Annotated in this window: 23 protein-coding genes, 2 tRNA genes and 2 pseudogenes; 10 read left to right on the top strand and 17 right to left on the bottom strand. The window is 72.1% G+C overall.

What is annotated here, in order from left to right; genetic code table 11:
• Positions 1 to 67 precede the first annotated feature (67 nt).
• Positions 68 to 811, top strand: coding sequence for a MerR family transcriptional regulator (locus ABZV31_RS22895; protein ID WP_355896812.1), 744 nt, complete (start codon positions 68 to 70; stop codon positions 809 to 811).
• Positions 812 to 819: 8 nt separating this feature from the next.
• On the opposite strand, the gene ABZV31_RS22890 is transcribed toward ABZV31_RS22895, so the two are convergent.
• From ABZV31_RS22890 to ABZV31_RS22875, 4 genes are all read right to left on the bottom strand, one after another.
• The gene (locus tag ABZV31_RS22890; RefSeq protein ID WP_355896809.1) at positions 820 to 3,006 is read right to left on the bottom strand and encodes a 3-hydroxyacyl-CoA dehydrogenase NAD-binding domain-containing protein; all 2,187 of its coding nucleotides are present in this window, start codon (positions 3,004 to 3,006) and stop codon (positions 820 to 822) included.
• Between the two features lie 48 nt (positions 3,007 to 3,054).
• Entirely contained in the window at positions 3,055 to 4,269 is a 1,215-nt protein-coding gene (locus ABZV31_RS22885; RefSeq protein WP_355896806.1) for an acetyl-CoA C-acetyltransferase, read from the bottom strand.
• Positions 4,270 to 4,337: 68 nt separating this feature from the next.
• Positions 4,338 to 5,351, bottom strand: coding sequence for an LLM class F420-dependent oxidoreductase (locus ABZV31_RS22880; RefSeq protein WP_355896803.1), 1,014 nt, complete (start codon positions 5,349 to 5,351; stop codon positions 4,338 to 4,340).
• Complete coding sequence (locus ABZV31_RS22875) at positions 5,351 to 6,502, bottom strand: CaiB/BaiF CoA-transferase family protein (protein ID WP_355896800.1); 1,152 nt, start codon at positions 6,500 to 6,502, stop codon at positions 5,351 to 5,353. Before ABZV31_RS22875 ends, ABZV31_RS22880 begins: the two co-directional genes overlap by 1 nt.
• 202 nt (positions 6,503 to 6,704) lie before the next feature.
• Between ABZV31_RS22875 and ABZV31_RS22870 the strand changes: the two genes are divergently transcribed.
• Positions 6,705 to 7,883: a saccharopine dehydrogenase NADP-binding domain-containing protein gene (locus tag ABZV31_RS22870; protein WP_355896797.1), complete on the top strand. Its 1,179-nt coding sequence runs from the start codon at positions 6,705 to 6,707 to the stop codon at positions 7,881 to 7,883.
• A 10-nt stretch (positions 7,884 to 7,893) separates the two neighbouring features.
• Here the strand turns inward: ABZV31_RS22870 and ABZV31_RS22865 are convergent, their stop codons facing one another.
• Positions 7,894 to 8,040, bottom strand: coding sequence for a hypothetical protein (locus tag ABZV31_RS22865; protein WP_355896795.1), 147 nt, complete (start codon positions 8,038 to 8,040; stop codon positions 7,894 to 7,896).
• A gap of 216 nt (positions 8,041 to 8,256) precedes the next feature.
• Between ABZV31_RS22865 and ABZV31_RS22860 the strand changes: the two genes are divergently transcribed.
• Positions 8,257 to 8,445, top strand: coding sequence for a hypothetical protein (locus ABZV31_RS22860; RefSeq protein WP_355896792.1), 189 nt, complete (start codon positions 8,257 to 8,259; stop codon positions 8,443 to 8,445).
• Here the strand turns inward: ABZV31_RS22860 and ABZV31_RS22855 are convergent.
• The 3 genes from ABZV31_RS22855 to ABZV31_RS22845 all read right to left on the bottom strand — a co-directional run bounded on the left by ABZV31_RS22855 (position 8,406) and on the right by ABZV31_RS22845 (position 10,702).
• Positions 8,406 to 9,116 carry an endonuclease V gene (locus tag ABZV31_RS22855; protein WP_355896789.1) on the bottom strand — a complete coding sequence of 237 codons (711 nt, stop codon included), beginning with the start codon at positions 9,114 to 9,116 and terminating at the stop codon, positions 8,406 to 8,408. The two genes, ABZV31_RS22860 and ABZV31_RS22855, sit on opposite strands and share 40 nt — an antisense overlap.
• Before the next feature lie 97 nt (positions 9,117 to 9,213).
• The gene (locus ABZV31_RS22850; protein ID WP_355896787.1) at positions 9,214 to 9,540 is read right to left on the bottom strand and encodes a plasmid stabilization protein; all 327 of its coding nucleotides are present in this window, start codon (positions 9,538 to 9,540) and stop codon (positions 9,214 to 9,216) included.
• A gap of 70 nt (positions 9,541 to 9,610) precedes the next feature.
• Positions 9,611 to 10,702, bottom strand: coding sequence for an oxidoreductase (locus ABZV31_RS22845; protein ID WP_355896785.1), 1,092 nt, complete (start codon positions 10,700 to 10,702; stop codon positions 9,611 to 9,613).
• 253 nt (positions 10,703 to 10,955) lie between these two features.
• Between ABZV31_RS22845 and ABZV31_RS22840 the strand changes: the two genes are divergently transcribed.
• Complete coding sequence (locus ABZV31_RS22840; protein ID WP_355896782.1) at positions 10,956 to 11,372, top strand: SsgA family sporulation/cell division regulator; 417 nt, start codon at positions 10,956 to 10,958, stop codon at positions 11,370 to 11,372.
• Here ABZV31_RS22840 and ABZV31_RS22835 read toward each other — a convergent pair.
• The gene (locus ABZV31_RS22835; RefSeq protein WP_355896779.1) at positions 11,369 to 12,205 is read right to left on the bottom strand and encodes an isocitrate lyase/phosphoenolpyruvate mutase family protein; all 837 of its coding nucleotides are present in this window, start codon (positions 12,203 to 12,205) and stop codon (positions 11,369 to 11,371) included. The genes ABZV31_RS22840 and ABZV31_RS22835 overlap by 4 nt on opposite strands.
• 320 nt (positions 12,206 to 12,525) lie before the next feature.
• On the bottom strand, positions 12,526 to 13,194 hold the full coding sequence (locus tag ABZV31_RS22830; RefSeq protein WP_355896776.1) for a GPP34 family phosphoprotein: 669 nt from the start codon (positions 13,192 to 13,194) through the stop codon (positions 12,526 to 12,528).
• Positions 13,195 to 13,508: 314 nt separating this feature from the next.
• Here ABZV31_RS22830 and ABZV31_RS22825 point away from each other — a divergent pair.
• From ABZV31_RS22825 to ABZV31_RS22805, 5 genes and pseudogenes are all read left to right on the top strand, one after another.
• A pseudogene (locus ABZV31_RS22825) lies at positions 13,509 to 14,362 on the top strand (ATP-binding cassette domain-containing protein).
• A 300-nt stretch (positions 14,363 to 14,662) separates the two neighbouring features.
• Positions 14,663 to 15,439, top strand: coding sequence for a dimethylargininase (gene ddaH / locus ABZV31_RS22820; protein WP_355896774.1), 777 nt, complete (start codon positions 14,663 to 14,665; stop codon positions 15,437 to 15,439).
• Positions 15,440 to 15,656: 217 nt separating this feature from the next.
• Positions 15,657 to 16,631, top strand: coding sequence for an acyl-ACP desaturase (locus ABZV31_RS22815; RefSeq protein WP_355896771.1), 975 nt, complete (start codon positions 15,657 to 15,659; stop codon positions 16,629 to 16,631).
• A 76-nt stretch (positions 16,632 to 16,707) separates the two neighbouring features.
• Entirely contained in the window at positions 16,708 to 17,256 is a 549-nt protein-coding gene (locus tag ABZV31_RS22810) for a hypothetical protein (protein WP_355896768.1), read from the top strand.
• Positions 17,199 to 17,555, top strand: coding sequence for a hypothetical protein (locus tag ABZV31_RS22805; RefSeq protein ID WP_355896765.1), 357 nt, complete (start codon positions 17,199 to 17,201; stop codon positions 17,553 to 17,555). Before ABZV31_RS22810 ends, ABZV31_RS22805 begins: the two co-directional genes overlap by 58 nt.
• Positions 17,556 to 17,872: 317 nt before the next feature.
• Here the strand turns inward: ABZV31_RS22805 and ABZV31_RS22800 are convergent, their stop codons facing one another.
• From ABZV31_RS22800 to ABZV31_RS22785, 4 genes are all read right to left on the bottom strand, one after another.
• Positions 17,873 to 19,207, bottom strand: coding sequence for an SDR family oxidoreductase (locus tag ABZV31_RS22800; protein ID WP_355896762.1), 1,335 nt, complete (start codon positions 19,205 to 19,207; stop codon positions 17,873 to 17,875).
• Between the two features lie 34 nt (positions 19,208 to 19,241).
• Positions 19,242 to 19,313, bottom strand: a tRNA-Glu gene (locus tag ABZV31_RS22795).
• A 7-nt stretch (positions 19,314 to 19,320) separates the two neighbouring features.
• Positions 19,321 to 19,394, bottom strand: a tRNA-Ser gene (locus ABZV31_RS22790).
• A 72-nt stretch (positions 19,395 to 19,466) separates the two neighbouring features.
• Positions 19,467 to 19,712, bottom strand: coding sequence for a WhiB family transcriptional regulator (locus ABZV31_RS22785; RefSeq protein WP_355896759.1), 246 nt, complete (start codon positions 19,710 to 19,712; stop codon positions 19,467 to 19,469).
• Between the two features lie 351 nt (positions 19,713 to 20,063).
• Here ABZV31_RS22785 and ABZV31_RS22780 point away from each other — a divergent pair, with 351 nt between their 5' ends.
• A complete protein-coding gene (locus ABZV31_RS22780) occupies positions 20,064 to 20,855 on the top strand; it encodes a VOC family protein (RefSeq protein ID WP_355896756.1) in 792 nt (263 codons plus the stop codon).
• Positions 20,856 to 20,882: 27 nt separating this feature from the next.
• Here ABZV31_RS22780 and ABZV31_RS22775 read toward each other — a convergent pair whose 3' ends face one another.
• The 3 genes and pseudogenes from ABZV31_RS22775 to ABZV31_RS22765 all read right to left on the bottom strand — a co-directional run bounded on the left by ABZV31_RS22775 (position 20,883) and on the right by ABZV31_RS22765 (position 24,152).
• Positions 20,883 to 21,920 carry a LacI family DNA-binding transcriptional regulator gene (locus ABZV31_RS22775; protein ID WP_355896754.1) on the bottom strand — a complete coding sequence of 346 codons (1,038 nt, stop codon included), beginning with the start codon at positions 21,918 to 21,920 and terminating at the stop codon, positions 20,883 to 20,885.
• A 427-nt stretch (positions 21,921 to 22,347) separates the two neighbouring features.
• A pseudogene (locus ABZV31_RS22770) lies at positions 22,348 to 23,193 on the bottom strand (ornithine cyclodeaminase family protein); the annotation flags it as partial.
• Between the two features lie 14 nt (positions 23,194 to 23,207).
• Complete coding sequence (locus ABZV31_RS22765) at positions 23,208 to 24,152, bottom strand: multicopper oxidase domain-containing protein (protein ID WP_355896751.1); 945 nt, start codon at positions 24,150 to 24,152, stop codon at positions 23,208 to 23,210.
• Positions 24,153 to 24,284 lie beyond the last annotated feature (132 nt).

Here is a 24,284-nt window from a genome sequence, read left to right as displayed (position 1 = left end):
GCAGGAGGCTTCCCGGCACTGCCGAACCAGGTTTCACACCACTGGTGAGACAGCGATACTGCTGCACATGACGACCGACACCGAGGAGCCGACCCTCACGATCGACGAGCTGGCCGCGCGGGCCGGCGTCACGGTGCGCACGGTCCGCTTCTACAGCACCCGGGGCCTGCTGCCGCCCCCGGTGATCGGTCCGCGCCGGGTGGGTCACTACGGCCGCGAGCACCTCGCGCGCCTGGCGTTGATCGAGGAGATGCAGCACCAAGGCATGACGCTCGCCGCGATCGAGCGGCACCTGCGGCAGCTGCCGCCGGACCTCACCCCGCACGACCTCGCCATCCAGCGCGCGGTGGTGGCCTCCTGGGCGCCGGACACGGTGGAGACGGTGTCCCGGCGGGAGCTGGAGCGGCGGGCCGGCCGGCCGCTCGCCGACGAGGACGTGGAGCGGCTCGCGGCGATGAACGTGGTCGCCCGCGACGGCGAGTCCTTCCGCGTCGACTGCGGCCTGCTGCGGCTCGGCGTGCAGCTCCTCGACGTACCGCTGGCCCAGGAGACGATCCTCGCGGCTCGCACCGCGCTCGTCGAGCACGCGCGTGCGGCCGCGCACGAGCTGTCACGGCTGCTGCGCGACGCGGTGGCCGAACGCGACACACGGGACGTGAAGTCCCTGTCCGCCCACATGCACCCCTTGGTGGTGCAGGCCCTGCTGACCACCTTCCAGCGGTCGCTGAAGGAGGCGCTGCAGGAGTGGGTCGACAGTGCCACGCAGGGGCGTCCACCAGGAGGACATGACCGGGGGACGCCCACTGCGTGACCGACGCGTCAGCGCGCGTCCGTGAAGGTCTCCCCCTTCTCCGCCTTCTCCACCAGCAGGGCGGGCGGGGTGAACCGCTCGCCGTAGCGCTCGGTGAGTTCCCGCGCGCGTGCGACGAAGCCGGGCAGTCCTCCCTCGTAGCCGTTGATGTACTGCAGCACACCACCGGTCCAGCCGGGGAAGCCGATGCCGAGGATCGAGCCGATGTTCGCGTCGGCGACGGACGTCAGCACCCCCTCTTCCAGGAGCTTGACGGTGTCGAGCGCCTCGGAGAAGAGCATGCGCTCCTGCATGTCCTTGAACGGGATCTCGTACCCGGGCTTGGTGAAGTGCTCCCGCAGCCCCGGCCACAGCCCGGCCCGCTTGCCGTCGACGTAGTCGTAGAAGCCCGCGCCGCCGCTGCGGCCGGTGCGGCCGAACTCGTCGACCATGCGGTCGATGACCGCCTCGGCGGGGTGCGCGGTCCAGGTGCCGCCCGCCTCCTCGACGGCCCGCTTCGACTCGGCCCGGATCTTGCGCGGCAGGGTGAGCGTCAGCTCGTCCATCAGGGACAGCACCTTGGCGGGGTAGCCCGCCTGGGCGGCCGCTTGCTCGATGGACGCGGGCTCGATGCCCTCGCCGACCATGGCCACGCCCTCGTTGATGAAATGGCCGATCACCCGGGAGGTGAAGAAGCCGCGCGAGTCGTTGACGACGATCGGCGTCTTCTTGATCTGCCGGACCAGGTCGAAGGCCCGCGCCAGTGCCTCGTCACCAGTGCGCTCGCCCTTGATGATCTCGACGAGGGGCATCTTGTCGACGGGCGAGAAGAAGTGCAGTCCGATGAAGTCGGCCTGGCGTTCCACGCCCTCGGCCAGCGCGGTGATCGGCAGGGTGGAGGTGTTGGAGCACAGCAGCGCATCGGGCGCGACGATGTGCTCGATCTCCTGGAACACCTTGTGCTTGAGGGCCGTGTCCTCGAAGACGGCCTCGATCACCGCGTCGCAGCCCGCCAGGTCGGCCGCCTCGGAGGTGGGCGTGATGCGGGCGAGCAGCGCGTCCGCCTGCTCGTGGGTGGTGCGGCCCTTGGAGACGGCCTTGGCGCACAGCTTCTCCGAGTAGCCCTTGCCCTTGACGGCGGCCTCCAGCGACACGTCCTTCAGGACGACGTCGATGCCCGCGCGGGCGCACGCGTAGGCGATGCCCGCGCCCATCATCCCGGCGCCGAGGACGGCGACCTTGCGGACCTGGCGGGGCTCGATGCCCTTGGGGCGGTTGGCGCCGGAGTTGACGGCCTGGAGGTCGAAGAAGAAGGCCTGGATCATGTTCTTCGAGGTCTGGCCGGCGGCCAGCTCCACGAAGTAGCGGGCCTCGATGACCTGGGCCGTCTCGAAGTCGACCTGGGAGCCCTCGACGGCGGCCGCGAGGATGTTGCGCGGGGCCGGATAGGGCGCGCCGTTCGTCTGCTTGCGCAGGGTGGCCGGGAAGGCGGGCAGGTTGGCCGCGAACTTCGGGTTGGCCGGCGTGCCGCCCGGGATGCGGTAGCCCGGCTTGTCCCAGGGCTGCTGCGATTCGGGGTGGGCGTCGATGTAGGCGCGGGCCTTGGCGATCAACTCGTCCCCAGTGGCGGCCACCTCGTGGACGAGGCCGTTCTCCAGGGCGCGCCGCGGGCTGTACTGGGTGCCCTGGAGGAGCACCTTCAGCAGGGCGTCGGCGATGCCGAGCAGGCGCACGGTACGGACGACGCCACCGCCGCCGGGCAGCAGGCCGAGCGTGACCTCGGGGCAGCCGATCTTCGACCCGGGCGTGTCGAGGGCGATGCGGTGGTGACAGGCCAGGGCGATCTCGTAACCGCCGCCCAGGGCCGCACCGTTGATCGCCGCGACGACCGGCTTGCCCAGGGTCTCGATACGGCGCAGGTTGCGCTTGATGGCGAGGCCGCCGTCGAACAGCTCCTGGGCGGTCTCGGGGGTGACCCGGATGAGGTCGCGCAGGTCGCCGCCGGCGAAGAAGGTCTTCTTGGCCGAGGTGACGATGATGCCGCGGATCGAGTCGGGATCGGCCTGGATTTCCGCCTCCAGACGGTCGGCGACCGCGGCGAGCGAGTCCCGGAACGCCTGGTTCATGGTGTTCGCGGACTGGTTGGGGTCGTCGAGGACGAGGGTGACGACGCCGGTGTCGTCCTGCTCCCAGCGGATGGTGGTGCTCTCGGTCATGACAGGGTCTCCGTTGAAGTCTCTTGGTTTCGCCGATTCCGCCGGGAATCAGACGCGCGCGACGATCGTCGCGATGCCCATGCCGCCGCCCACGCACAACGTGGCGAGGCCGTACCGCTTGTCCTGGCGCTCCAGTTCGTCGACGAGCGTGCCGAGGATCATCGCGCCGGTGGCGCCGAGCGGGTGACCCAGCGCGATCGCGCCGCCGTTGACGTTGACCTTGTCCAGGGACAGGCCCATGTCCTTCACGAACCGCAGCACGACCGCCGCGAACGCCTCGTTGATCTCGACGAGGTCGATGTCGTCGATGGTCAGTCCGGCCTTGGCGAGCGCCTTGCGGGTGGCGGGTGCGGGCCCGGTGAGCATGATGGTGGGCTCGGAGCCGGAGACCGCGGCGGAGACGATCCGCGCGCGCGGGGTGAGTCCGTAACGCTCGCCGACCTCCTTGGAGCCGATCGCGACGAGCGAGGCGCCGTCCACGATGCCTGAGGAGTTGCCCGCGTGGTGGACATGGTCGATCTTCTCGACCCAGTGGTACTTCTGCAGGGCGACGGCGTCGAAGCCGCCCAGGTCGCCGATGTCGGCGAAGGACGGCTTCAGCTTCGCGAGCGAGTCGGCGGTGGTGCCGGGGCGCAGGTGCTCGTCGTGGTCGAGGACGACCAGGCCGTTGCGGTCCTTCACCGGGACGACGGAGCGGTCGAAGCGGCCCTCCTTCCAGGCGGTGGCCGCCCGCTCCTGTGACAGGGCGGCGTACTCGTCGACGTCCCGCCGGGAGAAGCCCTCGATGGTGGCGATCAGATCGGCGCCGATGCCCTGCGGCACGAAGTTGACGGCGAGGTTGGTCATCGGGTCGTTGAACCAGGCGCCGCCGTCCGAGGCCATCGGCACCCGGGACATCGACTCGACGCCGCCCGCGAGGACGAGGTCCTCCCAGCCCGACCGCACCTTGGCGGCGGCCAGGTTCACGGCCTCCAGGCCCGAGGCACAGAAGCGGTTCTCCTGCACGCCGGCCACCGTGTCCGGTAGCCCGGCGGCGATCGCGGCGATGCGCGCGATGTCGGAGCCCTGGTCGCCGACCGGGCCGACGACGCCGAGCACGATGTCGTCGACGGCCGCCGGGTCGAGGCCGGGGAAGCGGTCGCGGATCTCGTGGATGAGGCCGACGACCAGGTCGATGGGCTTCGTGCCGTGCAGGGCGCCGTTGGCCTTCCCGCGCCCGCGCGGGGTGCGGATCGCGTCGTACACGTACGCTTCGGTGCTCACTGACAAGCCTTTCAATGAGGGTTTTCGGGGCGATGAGGGCTGGTGATGCGGTCCTCGGGGAACGAGGGTCACAGCCAGCTCTTGACGGTCTCCACCAGGCGGGCCGGTTCCGGGCCGACGGGTATCACGTTCAGCATGGTGACCCCGGCCTCCTGGAAGGCGGCGACGCGCTCACGGACGTAACTCTTGGGTCCGCACAGGGATGTCAGCTCGCAGAACTCGTCCGGCACGGCGGCCTCGGCCTCCTTCTTGCGGCCGGAGAGGTACAGCTCCTGGATGAGCCGGGCCTCCTTCTCGTAGCCGTAGGCGACGGCGAGGTCGTTGTAGAAGTTCCTGCCCGGCGCGCCCATGCCGCCCACGTACAGGGCGATTTTCGGCCGGGCGAGGTCCCGTACGGCGGCTGCGTCCTCGCCGATGGCGAGGAGCCCGCCCGCGACGGTCTGCAAGGGCTCCAGGGCGGGGTCGCGCCGCGCGGCGCCCTCCGCAAGCGGCGCGCCCCACACCTCGCGGGCCCTCTCCGGGATGAAGAGGGTGGGCAGCCAGCCGTCGGCGATCTCGGCCGTCATGCGGACGTTGGCGGGGCCCAGGGAGGCGACGTACAGCGGGACGTCGGGGCGGACGGGCCGGGTGAGGATCTTCAGGGGCTTGCCCAGGCCGCCCGGCAGGGGCATGTCGGTGATGCCGTGGTGGTCGACGAGCTCGCGGCGCAGGATGCGGCGGGTCAGCTCGATGGTCTCGCGGGTGCGGCCGAGGGGTTTGTCGTACGGCTTGCCGTGCCAGCCCTCGATCACCTGCGGGCCGGAGGCGCCCAGCCCGATGATCGCGCGGCCGCCGGAGATCGCGTCGAGGCCGGCGGCGGTCTGGGCGATGAGGGCGGGGGTGCGGGAGTAGACGTTGAGGATCGCGGCGCCGATCTTCATGCGCTCGGTGCGGGCGGCGAGGTAGCCCATGATCGTGGGCGAGTCGAACCCGTACGCCTCCGCGACCCAGACGGCGTCCAGGCCGGCCGACTCCAGCGCCGCCGCGTCGTTTGCCGCCGTGCGCGGGTCGGCGGCGTAGTCCAGGGGGATCGAGAGCTCCATCAGTCGCCGTCCTTGTCGGGGTCCTTGAGCAGGCGCGGTACGTCCCAGTCGCGGGCCACGTGCTCCGTGTCGGCGCCCGGCCGGGCGGGGCCGGTGCGGACGGCGGTGGGGGTCACGGAGAAGCGGGGTGCGGGCGCGGGCTGGTTGATGCCGGCGTGCTCGGTGAAGGTGCCGCGGGCGGCGAGGTGCGGGTGGTGCGGGGCCTCCCGCAGCGACAGCACGGGCGCCACGCACGCGTCGGAGCCCTCGAAGACGGCGGTCCACTCGTCGCGGGTGCGGGTCCTGAAGCGGACGGCGACCGCCTCGCGCAGCTCGCCCCAGCGGGTGATGTCCTTGTGGGCCTGCGCATGGTCCTCCAGGCCGAGGAGGCTGAGGAACTCGTCGTAGAACTGCTGCTCCAGGGCGCCGACCGCCATGAACTCGCCGTCGGCCGTCTCGTACGTCCCGTAGTACGGGCTGCCGCCGTCGAAGAGGTTGGCCCCGCGGCGGTCCTGCCAGGCGCCGGCGGCGAGCATGCCGTGGATCATCGCGGCGAGGTGGGCGGCGCCGTCGACGATGGCGGCGTCCACGACCTGGCCGGTGCCGGTCGCGCGGGCGTGGTGGAGGGCGGCGAGGACGCCGACGACGAGGTAGAGCGAGCCGCCCGCGTAGTCGCCGATCAGGTTGGCGGGGACGGCGGGTGGCTCGTCCGGTTTTCCGATCATGCCGAGGGTGCCGGTCACGGCGATGTACGCGATGTCGTGGCCGGCGCGCGGGGCGAGGGGGCCCTCCTGCCCCCAGCCGGTCATCCGGCCGTAGACCAGCCGCGGGTTGCGGGCGTGGCAGGCCTCGGGGCCGACACCGAGGCGTTCGGCGACGCCGGGGCGGTAGCCCTCGATCAGGATGTCGGCGCGTTCGGCGAGGTCGAGGATGCGGGCGGGGCCGTCCGCGGACTTCAGGTCGACGATCACCGAGCGCTTGTTGCGGTTGGTGACGTCGTAGGCGGGGTCGATGGCGAGTCCGGTGCCGCCCGGGCGGTCCACGCGGACGACGTCGGCGCCCAGGTCGGCGAGGAGCATGGCGGCGAACGGACCGGGGCCGATGCCGGCCAGCTCGACCACGCGCACGCCGGTGAGCGGGCCGCCGTCCCCGGGCGCCGTTGCCGCTGCCATCCAGCCCCCTCGCTGTGACACAACCGATGTGACACCGGTGATGCTAAGAACGTGTTCCCATGGGCACAAGACCTGGGCGAGCAAGCGCTTAGCCAAGTTGTACCCGGCGTCGGCGCGGCCGTACCCCACGTCGTCAGGCTCCGCACCCCTCACGCTAGCCTCGGCGACCGACAGCGGCGCGGGCTACGGGACGAGGGGTGTCATGAGCAGGCTCAACAGGACGGACCGTCCGTACGACATCGTGCTCTTCGGAGCCACGGGCTTCGTCGGGACGCTCACCGCGGAGTACCTCGCCGCGCACGCCCCCGAGGGGCTGCGCTGGGCGATCGCCGGCCGCAGCGAGCGGAAGCTGGAGCAACTGCGCGAGCGGCTGCCCGGCGGCCAGGCCGTAGGGGTGCTGCGGGCGGACGTGGCCGACCCGGCGTCGCTGCGCGAACTCGCCCGGCACGCGCGCGTGGTGGCCACGACCGTGGGTCCCTACGTGACGTACGGCGAGGAACTCGTCGCCGCCTGCGCGGACAGCGGCGCGGACTACCTGGACCTCTCCGGTGAGCCCGAGTTCGTGGACCTGGTGTACGTCCGGCACGACGCACGCGCGCGGGAGACCGGGGCGCGACTGCTGCACGCCTGCGGGTTCGACTCGATCCCCCACGACCTGGGCGTGTACTTCACCGTGCAGCAGCTGCCGGAGGACGTTCCGCTGACCGTGGACGGGTTCGTCCGGGCGGACGCGGCCTTCTCGGGCGGCACGTTCGCGTCGGCGCTCAACCAGTTCGCGCGTCCCCGCCGGATGGCGGCCGCCGCGCGGGACCGTGCGCGGCACGAGCCGCGGCTGATGGGCCGGCGGGTGTCCGCGCCGACGGGCGCGCCGCGGTTCGCCGCGGAGGTCGGCGCCTGGGCGCTGCCGCTGCCGACCGTCGACCCGCAGATCGTGCGGCGGTCCGCGAGGGCGCTGGAGCGTTACGGACCCGACTTCCGCTACCGCCACTACGCGGCCGTCGAGCACCTGCCCGTCGCCGTGGGCGGGGTCGCGGCCGTCGGCGCGATCGCCGCCGCGGCCCAACTGACGCCCGTGCGGCGCTGGTTGTCCGACCGGCTCAAGCCCGGGGAGGGGCCGAGCGCCGAGAAGCGCGCCCGGAGCTGGTTCTCCGTGCGCTTCGTGGGCGAGGGCGGTGGCCGACAGGTGTTCACGGAGGTCGCGGGCGGCGACCCCGGGTACGACGAGACGGCGAAGATGTTCGCCGAGTCGGCCCTGTCCCTGGCCTTCGACGACCTGCCGCCGACAGCCGGCCAGGTCACGACGGCCGTGGCCATGGGCGACGCGCTGACCGACCGCCTGCGCACGGCGGGGATCACCTTCCGGATCGCGGCGAGGCGGTAGCCCGGTCGGGCTACAGCGACCACCCCGCCGCCGTGCAGATCATCCCGCCTATCCAGGCGAGCCCCGCCAGCACGGCGAGGATCAGTACGGCTGTCACGGCGCGCTCGACGGGCCGGTTCGGGTCGACGAGGGGCTTGGGGGAACGGTGCATCGTCATGCGGCACAGACTGCCGACGAGACCTCGGCAGCCACATCCGTACGGGTACTCAGATGACGTACTCAGTCCGCTCCCCCGCGCAGTCCCCTCCCCCGCACCATTCCCCATTCCCCTCCCCCGCACCTCCGTTTGAGGCTTTCCGCACGCTCTTCCGCCTCGGGCCGCGGAACTGTCCGAAGAAGTGCCAACTAGGACTTCAATGAAAGAATCGAACCCATGAAATTCCAACTCGAAGTCACCCTGGACGACGGAGCGATGGCGCAGGACCCGGCAGGAGAGCTGGGCCGCATCCTGCGGTACTGGGGCGGGAACATCCGCCATTACGCCCTCGATCCCGAGGAGGGATCGGTCATCTACGACTCGGACTACCGCGAGGTGGGCGGCTGGCGCGTCGTCGCCTCCTGAAGTGCCCGGCGGCACAGCGCGTCCGCCCGGCGGGTCGTCTCCGGGAGACGGTAGGACGGGGTGAGGGCGAGGGTGTGGGCGCAGGCGTTGTCCAGCGTCATCCGGTGACCGACGGAGACGAAGACCGGTTTGACGCCGTCGCGGGTGCGCAGGGCGCGGCCGACCTCCTCGGTGCCCGCCAGGAGCGGGGAGGCGCTGCCGCGCTGGGCGTCCGGGTCGTCGTAGGTGAAGGTGAAGGGGTTCTTGGCGACGCCGATCGTCGGCAGTCCGGTCAGCACGCCGAGGTGGCTGGCGAGGCCGAAGCAGCGGGGGTGGGCCAGGCCGTAGCCGTCGCAGACTACCAGGCCGGGCGGACAGGGCAGGGCATCGAGGGCGGCCAGCACCGTGGGGATCTCGCGAAAGGCGAGCAGTCCGGGCACGTACGGGAAGGAGATCCGCCCCACGGCGGTGACTTCGGCCACGACGTCCAGGCTCGCCGCGTCCAGCACGACGGCCGCGGCCGCGACGACGTCCCGTTCGTCGTCGTAGGCGACGTCGACCCCCGTGACGTGTCCCGTACCGGGCGGCGGTCCCGGCTCGTCCAGCACCACCCGCGCGCGCAACTCGTCCTGGACGGCGCGGGCCTGCTCCTCGGTCGCGGGCCAGCCCGCGGGAATGCCTACGGTCGTCATGGTGGTGACGAGCGTACGGCCCCGGCGGCGCCGGGCAGCGCGGCGGGGCGGGCTCGCGCACACGCGGATGCGGGCCCGCCCCGCCCGGCGCCCCGGGTCAGCCCCTGCCCAGCGCCTGCTGCAGCTGCTGCTTGTTCATGTCCGAGCGGCCGCGGATGTTGCGCCGCTTGGCCTCCTGGTAGAGCTGGTCGTAGGTGGATCCCTGGGAGCCGCTGCCCGAGCGCTGTCCGCCCCGCCTGCCCGAGGACACGTCCTGGGTCGAGGAGCGGCTGGCGGTCTTCGCCTCGCCGGAGCGGGCGCGCTCCTTGTTCACCGTGCGCGCGGCGATCTCCTTGGCGCGAGCGGTGCTCTCCCCCCGGTCCTGCGCGCTCTCCTTGATGTGCTCGTACTGACGCTCCCGTTTGGAACTGGAACCGCGTGGCATGCCGTTCACTTCCTCTCTGTGCAATGAACGGATACCCGCATTCTGGATCAGTTCGTCATATCGGGCGATATCAGTACTCCAGTCGAGCGACACGCCCCTGCTCGCCGGCGGCCCAGCAGCCCAGGTCCGGGGCGCAGTCCACGGTGTCGTACGAGCCGGTGTCCACCGTCCGCCAGGTGCGGCCGCCGTCGGTCGTGAGATCCGTGCCGGTGGGCCCGACGGCGAGGGCGGCCGCGCGGCTGTGCGGCAGCCAGGCGGCGCCGGAGCGGTAGGCGGGCGGAGGCGTGGCGGAGGGCTGCCATGTGCGGCCCCCGTCTCCGGTGGTGGCGGCCGCCCCCGGTGACGCCTGGTCCACCCGGTAGTCGCCTCCGACCACGAGCCCGTGCGTACGGTCCCGGAAGGCGAGCGCGAAGACGCCCTTGGCCGGGTCACCCGCCGGAATCGGCGTGTCGGTGGCCGTCCAGGTCAGCCCGCGGTCCGCGGAGTGCAGCACACGCGCGCGTGCACCTCCGCCGGTGGCGAGCCAGACGTCCCGCGGCCCGGAGGCGACCAGGCACTGGCCGCTCGCGGCGAGGCCCGCCTCGCCGTCCAGCGCCGCCGGCATGCCCTTGCTCGGCAGGACCTTCCACGAGCGGCCGCCGTCACTGGTCGTCAGGAGGCGGAACCTGCCGTCCACCGGGTCGCTCATCGCCAGGCCGTGCCGGCGGTCGAAGAAGGTGAGGCAGTCGTAGGAGGCCTGGGCGTCGGGGTTGCGGAAGGACTCCGTCCAGCTCGCTCCGCCGTGGTCGGTGCGGTAGACGCGGGACGCTTCGCCCGCGCCGATGGCCAGCACCACGGCCCGCCGCGCGTCGAACGCCTCGACGTCCCGGAACTGCAACTCCGCGGCGCCGGGCGGCGAGACGTTCCGCCAACTCGCCCCGCCGTCGGTGGTGCGCAGCACGGTGCCGCCGGTTCCGGCCACCCAGGCGGTGTCCCGGCTGACGGCGGACAGACCGCGGAAGCGGGCGCCGGTCGTGCCGGCCTCCTCGAGCTGCCAGTGCGGCACCCGGTGCTCCTGGCCGCGCGCATGCGCGGGCACGGCCGCCAGCACCGCCCCGCACACCGCCGCGGCCACTGTCCGTCTCGCCCGTCTCGCCGGTCGCCTGCTCCCCAAGCGCCTCATGGCGGGCGAAGCCCGCCCACTCCCCCGGCGCCGTCCAGACGGCCCTCGACGCTCCAACTCCCTTTCGCGGCACGGCGGAAGGGCTGGGTCACACACGTGACGGTCGGGAGAGGCGCATCACGTCCGTGCATGAACGCGGTGACAGAGGTCACTCGCTTTTCGTGTGCACGGATTGGCTGATTCCGTCGTCTCCTCCAGTGCCCGGCCTCATCCGCCCGAAACGTTCGTCCAGCCGCCACAAGGGAGCAAGGCGTTGTCCACCGTCATCGAGCAGCCCGTAGAGGCGCGCCTCGTCGCCGCCGCGCCGCGGATGCTCAGCATTCCCGCCACGCTGCACTACGACCGGCGCGACCCGTTCGCCGTCCGCATGACCTTCCCGGCCCCGGCCACCCTCGAAGGCGTGGAGGTCTGCTGGACCTTCGCCCGTGACCTGCTTACGGCCGGTCTGCAGGAGCCCGACGGGCACGGCGACGTACGGGTGCGGCCGTACGGGTACGACCGCACCGTCCTGGAGTTCCACGCCCCCGAGGGCACCGCCGTGGTGCACGTCCGGACCGGTGAGATACAGCGGTTCCTTCAGGCCACGAGCGAGCTGGTGCCCGTCGGCCTGGAGCACCTGCAGCTCGACCTGGACCACGGCCTGGCGGAGCTGATGCGGGACGCCTGCTAACGGCTCCCCTTCAGCAGCGCGTTGGGCTCGCCGTAGTCGAGCCCGCCCGCCAGCGACCCGTACGTCCCCGCGTCCAGCAGCTCCCGCCCGGCGCGGCGGACCACGGCGTGCGCGGGCTGGGCGACGGCCGACCCCACGCTCACGCGCGCGACGCCGAGCGCGGCCGGCTCGGCGACCGGCGGCGCTCCCGGACCGACCAGTACGTTGAGCGGCGCGTCGATGCCGTCGGCGAGCACCTCCACGATCCCCGGGTCGACGGCCCCGGGGACGAAGATCCCGTCGGCACCCGCGGCGCGGAAGGCGGCGGCCCGCTCCAGGGTGAGGTCCACGTCCCCGGTGCCCCGCAGGAAGGTGTCGATACGGGCGTTGACGAACAGCGGCACCCCCTCCGCGTCGGCGGCCTCGCGGGCGGCGGCGATGCGCTCGGCCTGCTCGGCGACGGGGCGCAGCGGGCCCGCGCCCTCCTCGTACAGCGCGTCCTCGATGTTCACACCGACGGCACCCGCCGCGAGCACCGCGCGGATCGTGTCGGCGACACTCGCGGGGTCCTTGGCGTACCCGCTCTCGATGTCGGCGCTGACCGGCACGCCGACGGCGGCGGTGATCCGCGCGACGGCGGCGAGCGCCAGGTCCCGCTCCAGCCGGTCGCCGTCGGCGGCACCGAGGGCCCAGGCGAGCCCGCCACTCGTGGTCGCCACAGCCGCGGCACCCGCCTCCTCGACGACACGGGCGTTCACCGCGTCCCAGGCGTTCGGCAGCACGACCGGCCGCCCCGGGACGTGCAGGGCGCGGAAGGCCAGGGCGCGGTCGCGAAGGGTGTTCTGATCCGTCATGAGCGGTACTCAACCAGCCGTGGACGGGCGGAGACCGGCAGGAATCCGACGTGAACGTGACGGCCCGGACGGCGCGAGGAGGGCGGGCCGGGGGACGGGCCCGGGGGGGGCGGGCCGAAGGGCGGATTCGGCCACGCACCGGCGCCGGCCCGCACGGTCGTCACCGACGAACGCCGCGCCTCGGCCTGGCGGCTCAGATGCCCACCGCGGCGCGGCACGGCCGGCTCCCCGACACAGACCGTGCCACCGAGTGGTTCAGCTGCCCGCCCACCCAGCACCACCCACTCCCGCCACCACAGACCGTTCCGCGGCCGAGTGGTTCAGCTGCCCGTCGGTGCGGAGGCCGTCGTCGCGACGATCACCGCTGTGCGGACCTCGCGGACGACCTTGCGCAGGGCGGGGGCCGCGGCGCCGCTGCGTTCGGTCAGTTCCTCGATGCGCTGTCTGTGGCGTCTGCGGTCCTTGCCGGGCAACAGGATGCGCAGCTCCGCCGCGGCCGCCAGGGCGACGAGGGCCGCGTCCCGGTCGGAGACCTCCGCGGCCGGCAGCGATCCCTGGAGCACCTCGCGTGCCTCCTCGCGCAGAGCGTCCACGACGGCGGCACGCTCCAGTACGTACTCGACCGAAGGGAAGATCCCGAGCACGCGCCGCTTCTCCGCGCGCAGGTATCCCTCGGCGGCCAGCTGTTCCCGCACGGCGACGAGGGTGAACCGGGCCCGCAGCGTCACCCACGTCTTCCAGCGGCGGGGCCGGGACTCCCGTACGAGGTCCAGGAGGCCGTCGAGCACGGCGTCCCCGGTGCGGGCGTCCAGGTCGACGGGTGTGGCAATGCCGTCCTCGTCGAGGAGCAGCCCGCGCTGGGCCAGCTCGGTGAGGGCGCCGGCCCGCACCAGGTGATGGAGGTGCGCGGCGCCGGTGACCTTGCGCCGCGTGGTGTCCCAGGCCAGCAGATAGAGCCGGGCCGGCAGCGAGAGCGAGCCGTTGGGCACGGGGGCCTCCTTCGCGCGGTGGGCTCGTGGCCCACGGTAATGCGTTGACAGCCGTCCCGGCCCCTCGTACGGTGTACAGCGGTCCTGTTGCCGTCGATTGGAGAAGGACGTTGCTCGTCTGAGGTCCTGAGACACCGCGTCACACCGGTGAGGTGTGTGCGTCGCGTGCGACCTCGGCGTCCGAGCCGTCCTCCGGAAGTCCGGTCCAGGGCTTTTCTCATGCCCCGGGACTCCCCTCCTACACGGTGACCGTCGCCTCGCGGTGTCTCGACACGCGTTTGCCCCTGACCGCACCCAGCAACCGCGAGGCGCCCATGTCCCCGTCCATCACCTGTACCTCCCTCTCCTTCGCATGGCCCGACGGCACCCCCGTCTTCGACGGCCTCGACGTCGCCTTCGGCTCAGGCCGGACCGGACTCGTCGGCGTCAACGGCTCAGGGAAGTCGACCCTGTTGAAGCTGATCGCGGGCGAGCTCATCCCGTCCGACGGCGCCGTCCGCGTCGCGGGCGAGTTCGGCTACCTGCCGCAGAACGTCACCCTCGACACGGCGCTCCGGGTCGACGAGGCGCTCGACATCGCCGCCCGGCGGGCCGCGCTGCACGCCATCGAGGCGGGCGACGCGGCCGAGGAGCACTTCGAGACCGTCGGCGACGACTGGGACGTCGAGGAGCGCGCCCTCGCCACTCTCGGTGAACTCGGGCTCGACCACATCGAGTTGGACCGCACCATCGGCGAGGTGTCGGGCGGCGAGTCGGTACTGCTGCGCCTGGCCGCACTGCTGCTGCGCCGGCCGGACGTGCTCCTGCTCGACGAGCCCACCAACAACCTCGACCTGTACGCACGCCGACGGCTCCACGCGGCCGTCGCGTCCTGGCCGGGCGTGAGGCGGCGACGCTGTCCGGCGGCGAACGCTTCCGGGCGGCGCTGGCCGCGCTGATGCTGGCCGAGCCCGCGCCGCAGCTGCTCATGCTCGACGAGCCGACGAACAACCTCGACATGGCGAGCGTGCGGCAGCTGACGACCGCACTGGAGTCGTACGAGGGCGCACTGATCGCGGCGAGCCACGACCTGCCGTTCCTCGAGTCGATCGGCATCACCCGCTGGCTGCTGCTGGAGGAGGGAGAGCTCATGGAAATCACTCCAGAGGCTGTCGGGTATTCCGTCTAGCGCCGACGGCATGCCCGGGTTCATCTCCCTCACCGGAGCCGGGGAGAACGAGCCAGGGAGAACGGCGTCGCCCGCGACACGGTCCCGTCGAGTCCGCGACACGGTCCCGTCGAGTCCGCGACACGGTCCCGTCAAGTCGTAGGGGCGTCGTGGAGCACCGCCTCGGTGGCGGAGCATCTCAGGAGGGCCACAGGCTGACAACGAGGGGTTTTGTCCAACGCGGACCGGTGGCGCATGATGGCGCACCGGTGCCGCAACACCTGGCGCCGGAGAACCACCCCGCCGATACGGAGACCCCTCGTGCCCAGCAAGAAGGCCCTCGTCCGCCGCCCCAGCCCGCGCCTCGCCGAAGGCCTGGTGACCCACATCGAGCGGGAGAAGGTCGACGTCGAGCTCGCGGTGAGGCAGTGGGAGGCGTACGTCGAGGCCCTGCGGAAGCACGGCTGGGAGACGATCGAGGTGGACCCGGCCGAGGACTGCCCCGACTCCGTGTTCGTCGAGGACACGGTCGTCATGTACAAGAACGTGGCGCTGATCACCCGGCCCGGCGCCGAGTCCCGGCGCGACGAGACCGCCGGGGTCGAGGAGACCGTGGCGCGCCTCGGCTGCTCGGTGAACTGGATCTGGGAACCGGGCACGCTGGACGGTGGTGACGTCCTGAAGGTCGGCGACACGATCTACGTCGGCCGCGGCGGGCGCACCAACGCGGCCGGCGTGCAGCAACTGCGGGCCGCCTTCGAGCCGCTGGGCGCGCGGGTCGTCGCCGTGCCGGTGAGCAAGGTGCTGCACCTGAAGTCGGCGGTGACGGCGCTGCCCGACGGCACCGTCATCGGCCACATCCCGAAGGTGGACACGCCGTCGCTGTACCCGCGCTTCCTGCCGGTGCCCGAGGAGTCCGGCGGGCACGTGGTGCTGCTCGGCGGCGGCAAGCTGCTGATGGCGGCGAGCGCGCCGAAGACGGCGGAGCTGCTGACCAACCTCGGCCACGAGGTGGTCGTGGTGGACATCAGCGAGTTCGAGAAGCTCGAGGGCTGTGTGACATGCCTCTCGGTGCGGCTGCGTGAGCTGTATGCCTGACCGCATGAGCGGCCTGCCCGTCCAGCCCCGGGACCTGGGTCCCGGGGCTGTTGCGTATGCCTGGCAACTGGTCGGGCGATGCGGCCTGATCAGCAACCTTTACGGCCTGCTTAACATACGGCCACGTAACCTACGGGTTCGTAGCCTACGATGCCGTAGGTTCCGGCATCGCTCACCGGTTCGTTCCGCTTTGTCGCTCGTCCCCCTGGAGTTCCCCGTGACGATCACCTCCCCTCACCTCGGCAGCCCGTCTGCCTGTTCCGACGCACGGCTGTTGTACGCACTGGAGGAAGTGGTCGAGAAGGAACTGAACCGGCATCTGAAAGTCGCCAAGGACTGGATGCCGCACGAGTACGTCCCCTGGAGCGACGGCCGCAACTTCCCCGGCTTCTTCGAGGACGGCCAGGCCTGGGACAAGGAGCAGTCCAAGGTCACGGAGATCGGTCGTATCGCCCTCGTCGTCAACCTGCTGACCGAGGACAACCTCCCCAGCTACCACCACGAGATCGCCACGCTCTTCGGCCGTGACGGCGCCTGGGGCACCTGGGTGCACCGCTGGACGGCCGAGGAGGGCCGGCACGGCATCGTGATGCGCGACTACCTGCTCACCTCGCGTGCGGTCGACCCGGACAAGCTGGAGCAGTTCCGCATGGCGCACATGAGCGAGGGCTTCGAGTCCGACAACCGCCACTCGATGCTGCACTCGATCGCCTACGTCGCCTTCCAGGAGCTCGCCACCCGCATCTCGCACCGCAACACCGGCCACCAGTCCGGCGACCCGGTCTGCGACCGCATGCTGGCGCGCATCGCGACCGACGAGAACCTCCACATGGTCTTCTACCGCAACCTGCTCAAGGCGGCCTTCGAGATCGCCCCCGACCTCACGATGCAGGCGGTGCGGGACGTGGTGGTGAACTTCCGCATGCCGGGCCACGGCATCCCGGGCTTCGAGCGGGCGGCGGCCCAGATGGCCATCGGCGAGGTGTACAACCTGCGCATCCACCACGACGACGTGCTCCAGCCGGTGCTCCGCTTCCTGAAGGTCATGGAGATCGACGGCCTCGGCCCCGAGGGACGCCAGGCGCAGGAGGAACTCGGCCTGTTCCTGGGCGGCCTGGACGCGGAGGCCGCGAAGTTCGACGAGAAGCTGGCGGCGCGGAAGGCTCGGATGGCGGCCCGGGCCGGCGCCTGATCCGTCCCGCCCGGGGCTCGTACGGCCCGCCGATTTCCCGGTGCGGGCCGTCGCGGGCCTCGGGCATCATGCCGCCATGCATGACAACAGCGGCTCGGGGCGGGCGGTCGGCTTCCTGCTGGGCCTGATCGAGGACGCGGACGCACGGCGGGTGCGGGACCGCGTCGGAGCACCGGCGCCGGTCGCGGAGAACCGCCACGTCCTCTGCTCCGTCCTGGGGACGACGGCGGTGCCCGCCTCCGTGCTGCTGTGGATCCTCGAGGAGGACGATCCGGAGCTCAACGCCGTGGTGTGGGGGCACCGGTCGGCCGACGACGCGATGCGGCGTGCCGTGCTGCGGGGCGTGCCGTTCGGGCGCGGGCGCACGGACGCCCTGCCGGTGGACGAGAAGATGCTCGCTCATGTCGAGGAGCCGCCGGTGCCCGGGCACTTCCTGAAGCACGGTCTCGTCGGCGCGCTGCGGGAGTCCCGGACCATGGGGGCGGCTCGGGCCGCGGCGACGATGGTGCTCGGGCACTCGGACTGGCAGGCAGTGGCCGAGGCGGACCGGGAGCAGCCGCTACCGGGATGGGCACGGTCTACCTCGGCGACGGCGAGTACGCGCCCGTGCCGCTCACCGCCCTGATCGACCGTCTCAAGGGCCGCCCGGTCACGGGCCTGCGCGAGCTCGCCCGCGACGTCGACGCCTGGGAGGCCCGGCTGCGCCGGGCCGCCGCACAGTCGGACGAGGGCGGCAACGACAGCGACGTGGTCCACCAGATCCTCGCCAACGCGGAGCTGTCCCAGCTCAGGAAGGACCGTGCGGCGGTGACCCGCCTGGTCGCCCTGCTGCCGGCGAAACTGCGGGCGACGTATCTGGTGGGGGCGTCGGAGAAGCAGCAGCGGTTCTGGACGGAGGTGTTCGGCGGGATGCGGCGCGGCTGAACCGGCTGAGGCGGCACGCCCCGAGCCCACTCCGGCCCAGCGCGGCCGAGCCGGCCCATGCCCCGCTGGGCGGCCCTCCGGGGTCCTGGGGTTACTCGCCCGCCTCCCCCGGCGCTGCCGTCCGGTTCACGCTGCGTACGGCCGCCACGTCGGCGGGGACGGCCGGCGGCGGGATGTGCGCGCTGGCGGATCCGGGCGCCGCGGAATTCCCCGGAAAGCCGCTCGCCGAGGGCCCGCCGGCCTCGCGGCCCGCGCCGGCGACCCGCCCTCGGAGCCGGTCGCCAAAACCTCGCCTTCCGCTGCCCCGGTGTCCGCGCTCACCACTCCGCCTCCCGGTAGTCCTTGAGGAACACCCCGGACACGGGGTCCCCGGCCTCGCCGCGCACGATCGGGTCGTAGATGCGCGCCGCCCCGTCCACGACGTCCAGCGGCGTGCGGAACCCCGCATCGGCCATCCGCGCCTTCTTGGGCGCCGGGTTCTCGTCGGTGATCCAACCGGTGTCGACCGCGCACATGTACACGCCCCGTTCCGCGAGTTCGGCGGCACTGGTGCGGGTGAGCATGTAGAGCGCGGCCTTGGCCATGTTGGTGTGCGGATGGCCGGCCGTCTTGTTGCGCACGGCGAACCGGCCCTCGACCGCCGTCACGTTGACCACGTACCGCCGCGGGTGCGGCGAGGCGAACAGCAGCGGCAGCAGCCGGTCGCAGAGCAGTGCCGGGGCGAGCGCGTTGACGAGCTGGGTCTCCAGGACCTCTGCCGGGTCGAGGGCGCCGAGCTGCGCCGACCAGGAGTTCTCCGGGGACGGGTCGGGCAGCAGCCCGGCCTCGTCGGCCTCGCGCAACACCACCGGTAGGGCCGCGGTGCCGCCCTGAAGCATCCGCATCGGCGTGAAGCCCGGCGCCCGCCGTGCCCCCTCGGGCAGCGCGTCGTACTCCCCCGCGGCCAGCAGCGCGTAGGACTCGGGCGGTCGTCGCACGGTCTGCGCGGCGTTGTTGACCAGGATGTCCAGCGGCTCGCCCTCCTGCCGCAACTCCTCGCACAGTCCCAGCACTTGGCGCGGATCGCGCAGGTCGACGGCAAGGACGGTCAGCCGGTCCAGCCACTTCCCGCTGCTCGGCTCGGCGCGGAAGCGCCGCACGGTGTCGTGCGGGAAGCGGCTGGTCACCATGACCTCCGCGCCGTCCCGCAGCATCATCAGTGCGAGCTGGAAGCCGATCTTCACCCGGCCGCCGGTGAGGAGCACGCGACGCCCGCTCAGATCGGTGCTGAGGGCGCGCCGGGAGGTGTTGTCGGCGGCGCAGTCGGGGCACAGCCGGTGGTAGAAGGAGTCGACCTGTCGATAGGGCGTCTTGCAGACATAGCAACTGCGCGGCCGGCGGAAGACGCCTCCGGTGCCGGGGGCGGTCAGCGGCGCGTCCTCGCGCCGGTCCGTCGCGCCGGTCGCGGTCGCCGCCATCGCCGCGGCGTCGGCGGCCGTCACCGCGGCCCCGCGGGCCTTGCGACGCCGCAGCCGCCCGTCGCGCGCGAAGGACGCCGCGACCTGTTCGGCCCGCAGCCGCACCGGGTCGTCGACGGGCAGCGCCCGCAGTTTGCCGACCGTGCGGTGGAAGGCGGCCAGCTCCTCCTCATCGATGCCGCCGCCGTCGCCCATACCGTCCGCCCCGTGTGTGCCCGTGCCGTGCAGTGGGCCCCGACCGGATTCGAACCGGCGTATCCGCCTTGAGAGGGCGGCGAGTCTGCCTCTGCTCTACGGGGCCAGGACGCAGCCCGGGGACCGGATTCGAACCGGTGTCCTTCGCCTGAGCAAGGCGAGCGCGCCTGCCTCTGCGCTACCCGGGTGCGCACCCGGATCCTAACCGCACACCGGCGAAGGGGTCGTACCGGTTTACCGACCGCCCTCGCCCTGCCGCTCAGCGCGTCGCCCGCCTCAGCGCCAGCCTCTCCTTCTCGGACAGGCCGCCCCACACGCCGAACCGCTCGTCGTTCTCCAGCGCGTACTCCAGGCAGGCCGAGCGCATCTCGCACATGCCGCAGATGCGCTTCGCCTCGCGCACCGAGCTGCCCGGCTCGGGAAAGAAGAAGTCCGCCCCGGTCTGCGCGCACAGGGCCTGAGCATGCCAGGCGGTGTCGGCCGGGGTGATCGTGTCGATGTGCATGAGCGCGATCGTGCCGGGCGGCGAAAAACGTTCGATCAACGCGGAATCAACGCGGAATCATCAACGCGGAATCATCAACGCGGAATCAACGCGGCGCCCCGGGGCCGCCTGCGGCCAACCCGATGATCGCCCCGCGCGCTGCGCCCACGCACGGCGGCGCGCGGAAGAAGCGGAAGAAGGTGAAACAAGGCCGGCCCTGACGGTCACCGAGGGTGACGACAACCGTCGCTCCGACCCCGGCCGCGGCGACGACCGTCGCTCCGGCCCCCGCCGCGCTGCGGCAGCGATTGTCAGTGGGCGGTGCAAGACTCGGCAGTGCAGACAGCGGGACCCTTTCGAAGGAGGGCAAGGATGCTCACCACCCGTTTCGTCAACGGCGCCCCGAACTGGATCGACGTCGGCACGTCCGACATCGACGGCGCCCGCTCCTTCTACGGCGGTCTCTTCGACTGGCAGTTCCAGTCGGCGGGACCCGAGGCCGGCGGCTACGGCTTCTTCCAGTTGGACGGCAAGACCGTCGCCGGCGGTATGCAGACCACCGCGGAGCAGGGGCCGCCCTCCTGGACCGTGTACTTCCAGAGCGCCGACGCGGAGGCCACCGCCAAGGCCGCCGAGCAGGCGCACGGCAGCGTGCTCGTCCAGCCCATGGACGTGATGGGCCAGGGCCACATGGCGATCCTCGCCGACCAGGCGGGCGTGCCGTTCGGCATCTGGCAGCCGGGGCGGACCAAGGGCGTGGACGTGGCCGGCGACCCCGGCTCGCTGTGCTGGGTGGAGCTGTACACGCCGGACATCGCCGCGGCCGCCGCGTTCTACAACAAGGTGCTGGGGCTCGAGACCTCGGCGGTTCCCTTCCCGGGCGGCACGTACACCTGTGTCAACCCCGCGGAGGGCGGGGAGGACGCCATGTTCGGCGGTATCGTGCCGCTCGCCGACGACCCGACCGAGGCGGAGGCCGGCCCGTACTGGCTGCCGTACTTCGAGGTCACGGACGCGGACGCCACGGTCGCCAGGGCCCAGGAGCTCGGCGGCAGGGTCCGCATGCCCGCCACCGACATCGAGGGCGTGGGTCGCATCGCCAAGCTCGCCGACCCGTACGGGGCCCGCTTCGCGGTGATCAAGAGCGCACCGCAGCAGTCGTGAGGGGAGCGAGGGCGGAGCGGCACCGGTTTACGCGGAGGCGCGCCGTACCAGCGTCGTCGGCAGGATGACACTGGACGGTACGCCTGCCACGCCCTCGTCGGTGCCGCGCCGGTCGAGGCCGCGCAGCAGGAGGCGGGCCATCAGCCGACCCATCTCCTCGATGTCCTGACGGACCGTCGTCAGCGGTGGGTCGGTCTGCTCGGCGACGGGCAGCATGTCGTCGAAGCCGACCACGGCGACGTCGTCGGGCACCCGCAGCCCCCGTTCGCGCAGTACGCGCAGGGCGCCCGAGGCGGTGAGGTCGTTGGCGGCGAACACGGCGTCCAGGTCGGGGCAGCGGTCGAGGAGTTCGCGCATCGCGCGCTCACCACCGGCGGGGGTGAAGTCGCTCTCCACGATCAGCCGGGGATCGGCGTCGACCATGACGTCCCGGAAGCCGTCGAGCCGGTCCACCGCGGACGTCTGGTCGAGGGCGCCGGTGATGTGCCCGATCCGGGTGCGGCCGAGGCCGGCGAGGTGCCGTACGGCCTCGCGGGCTCCGCCCCGGTTGTCGCTGTCGACGTACACCACGCCGGGCGTGCCGTCGCTCCAGCCGGGCCGTCCGCCGAACACGGTCGGCACCCCGGCGCGCTGGATCAGCCCGGGCAGCGGGTCGTCGAGGTGCAGCGAGAAGACGAGCGCGCCGTCGACGTGGCCGCCGGCGAGGTAGCGCCCGACCCGGGCATGGTCGTCGCGGCCCTCCGTCAGCAGCAGTACGAGCTGCGAGTCATGGGCCGTCAACTCCTTGCTGATGCCGCGCAGTTGCAGTGCGAAAAAGGGGTCGGCGAAGACGCGGGTCTCCGGCTCGGCGATGACCACGGCGACGGCGTCGTGCCGCTTCGTCACCAGGCTGCGGGCGGCCTGGTTGGGTACGTACCCGAGCTCCTCCACGGCCCGCCGGACCCGCTCGACGAGGGGCTCCCTCACTCCGTCCGCGCCGTTGACCACACGGGACACGGTGGCCCGGGACACCCCCGCCCGCGCGGCCACGGCCTCCAACGTGGGACGCGACGCTGTCTCGGTCACTTCGGGACTCCTCACCGGCGGTTGCGGATCAGGATAGCCCCGCGCCGGACATGACCGAGAGAGCGCTCTCGCCGCCGGGAAATCACGTTGCGTCCCAGGTGGGCCGTCGGTGAGGATCGCCCCATGACGACGAGAAAGGCCCATGCCGAGTAGGCCCGCCGAGACGCGGCTCGCGCCCTTCGCGCGGCTGCCGCGCACGTATCGCGATCTGCACATCGCACACAGCACGGTCGACGTGTACGGCCGGGCGCACTGGCTCCTCACCGAGCAGGAGCCGGACCGGCGGCGCACTGAGCCGTACGACGCGCTGGTGGTCACCGTCGAGGACGGCTCGCCCTCCGAAACGCATCTCAGTACGGTGCTCCCGCGCTGCCGCCGACTCGAAGCCCTGCCGGACGGCGGGTTCGTGCCGGCCGCATCCCGGTCGGACGGACCGGGCCGAGGCGCTGGTCCGGCCCGGGTGTTCGCCGCGCAGCACCTCACCGAGGGTGGCGTCGGCGGCCTGCGCGGAGAGGTCGGCAGTCGCCAACGCACCCATATCCGCGGCCAGTTGGCGGTCGTCGACCACCAGCAGAGCCGATCGCAGCAGATCGGCGGCCAGTTCCCGCTTGCCGGGTTCGTCGGCGCCCAGGCTGGTGAAGTGCTGGCCCTCCCGGGTGTCCGCAAGGCGCAGCAGCGGCGCTCGTGACCACGTCGCCAGCAGGACGACGTCGGCCGCCGCGGCCACATCCGTCGCGGCGGTCAGCACCCGGCCACCGTGCCGGGCCGCGAACGCGGCAGCGCGGTCGGAAGCCGTGTCGTGCACGAGGAAGCCGGTGAGTTCCCCGTGACCGCGCAGGACGGCCAGCCCCCGCACCATCAGCTCGGCCTGCGCCCCCGCGCCGATCACCCCGAGCACCGCACCGTGCGCCGACCCGGCCAGGACCTGCGTGCCCAGCGCGGCGGCCAGTCCGGTGCGCCACGCGGTCACCGTGGCCGAGTCCAGCAGGGCGAGCAGTTCGCCGTCCGTGCCGCTGTGCAGGCAGATCACCCCACGCAGGGCGGGCCGCGCGCCCGGGAACTTGGCGTTCACCTTGACCGTGTAGGCCTCGATGCCGGGCAGCACACCGGGGATCAGGGTGGTGGCGGTGCCGGGGAACGGCAGGTCGGTGCGCACCCGCTGTCCCGCGACCGCCGCCTCGCCCGCACGGCGGAAGCCTTCGCGCAGGGCGTCCAGGCAGGCGGCGGGCTCCCGTACGGCTTCCAGGTCACCGCGTGTGAGCAGAAGGGTCACCCGCCCATGATCCGTCAGTGCTCGTGCGGTTCGTAACCCGGGATCGTCCCGTCCGGCTTCTTCACCAGGAACAGCCCCACCATTCCCATGTCGGAGTGACTCTGTACATGGCAGTGGTACATCCATGCCCCCGCCCCGACGCCCTCCCCCGCGATCACCTGGAAGCCGAAGGAGTCCGCCGGGCCGACGATCTTGTTGTCGATCACCTGGCTGGGGTCGTCGGGGCCGGTCAACAGGCCGGTGCGGTTGTCGGCCCAGCGGTGACCGTGCAGGTGGAAGGTGTGGTAGTACTCGCCGTGCGTGATCATCACGAACTCGACGCGGTCGCCCACCGTGGCCTCGAAGTCGGGACCGGTGTGCGGCGGACGGTTGTTGATGGTCATGTCGTTGAAGACGATGGTGTGTGTCCGGTCCGGCAGGATGTCGCCCTTGCGGCGGACGATCACCGGTCCGTACAGCCCTTTGCGGATGCCCCCGGTGCCGTGCTCGGTGCCCACGACGTGGTCGTGGTAGTGCCAGTAGCCCGCGCTGCCCGCCCGCCAGGTGCCGTCCTTGCGGCGACCCGGGGCGTGGGTGCGCCAGGTGTAGGTGCGGGTGCCGCCGGGCTCGACGTCGCTCTTGTTCAGCTTGGTGCCGTCGCTGGAGATCTCGTAATCCAGGCCGTGGACGTGCAGGCTCGCGGCCACGTCCATGGTGTTCTCGAACTCGATGTGCAGGGTGTCGCCCTCGTTGAGCTCGATCAGCGGCCCGGGGATCGTCGCCTTGCCCTTCTCGAAGCCGTAGCCCATCTGCCCGTCGGGGAGCTTCTCGGCATACAGCCTGATGTGCTTGACCTCGCCCCCGGCCGGCGCGGTGCGCGGCGGCGTGTCCGCACCCACCGCCTCCGGCGCCAGGGACAACGATGTCGCGACGGCCGCGCCGCCCAGCAGCACGCGCCGATGGAAGCTGCGTCTGTCCATGCCGAACTCCCCACCCTGGTACGGAAGTCACTCGGACCACGCGAAGGTACCGGTCCGTCCCGCGTTCATCCACAGTCAGGACAAAGTTCGTTGCATTGCGGTCATACCTATTGGCGGGTCAGGCAAAGAGGT

The sequence above is a fragment of the Streptomyces sp. NPDC005202 genome (assembly GCF_040608235.1).
GTDB lineage: Bacteria > Actinomycetota > Actinomycetes > Streptomycetales > Streptomycetaceae > Streptomyces.
This window is presented reverse-complemented; position numbering and strand designations above follow the sequence as displayed.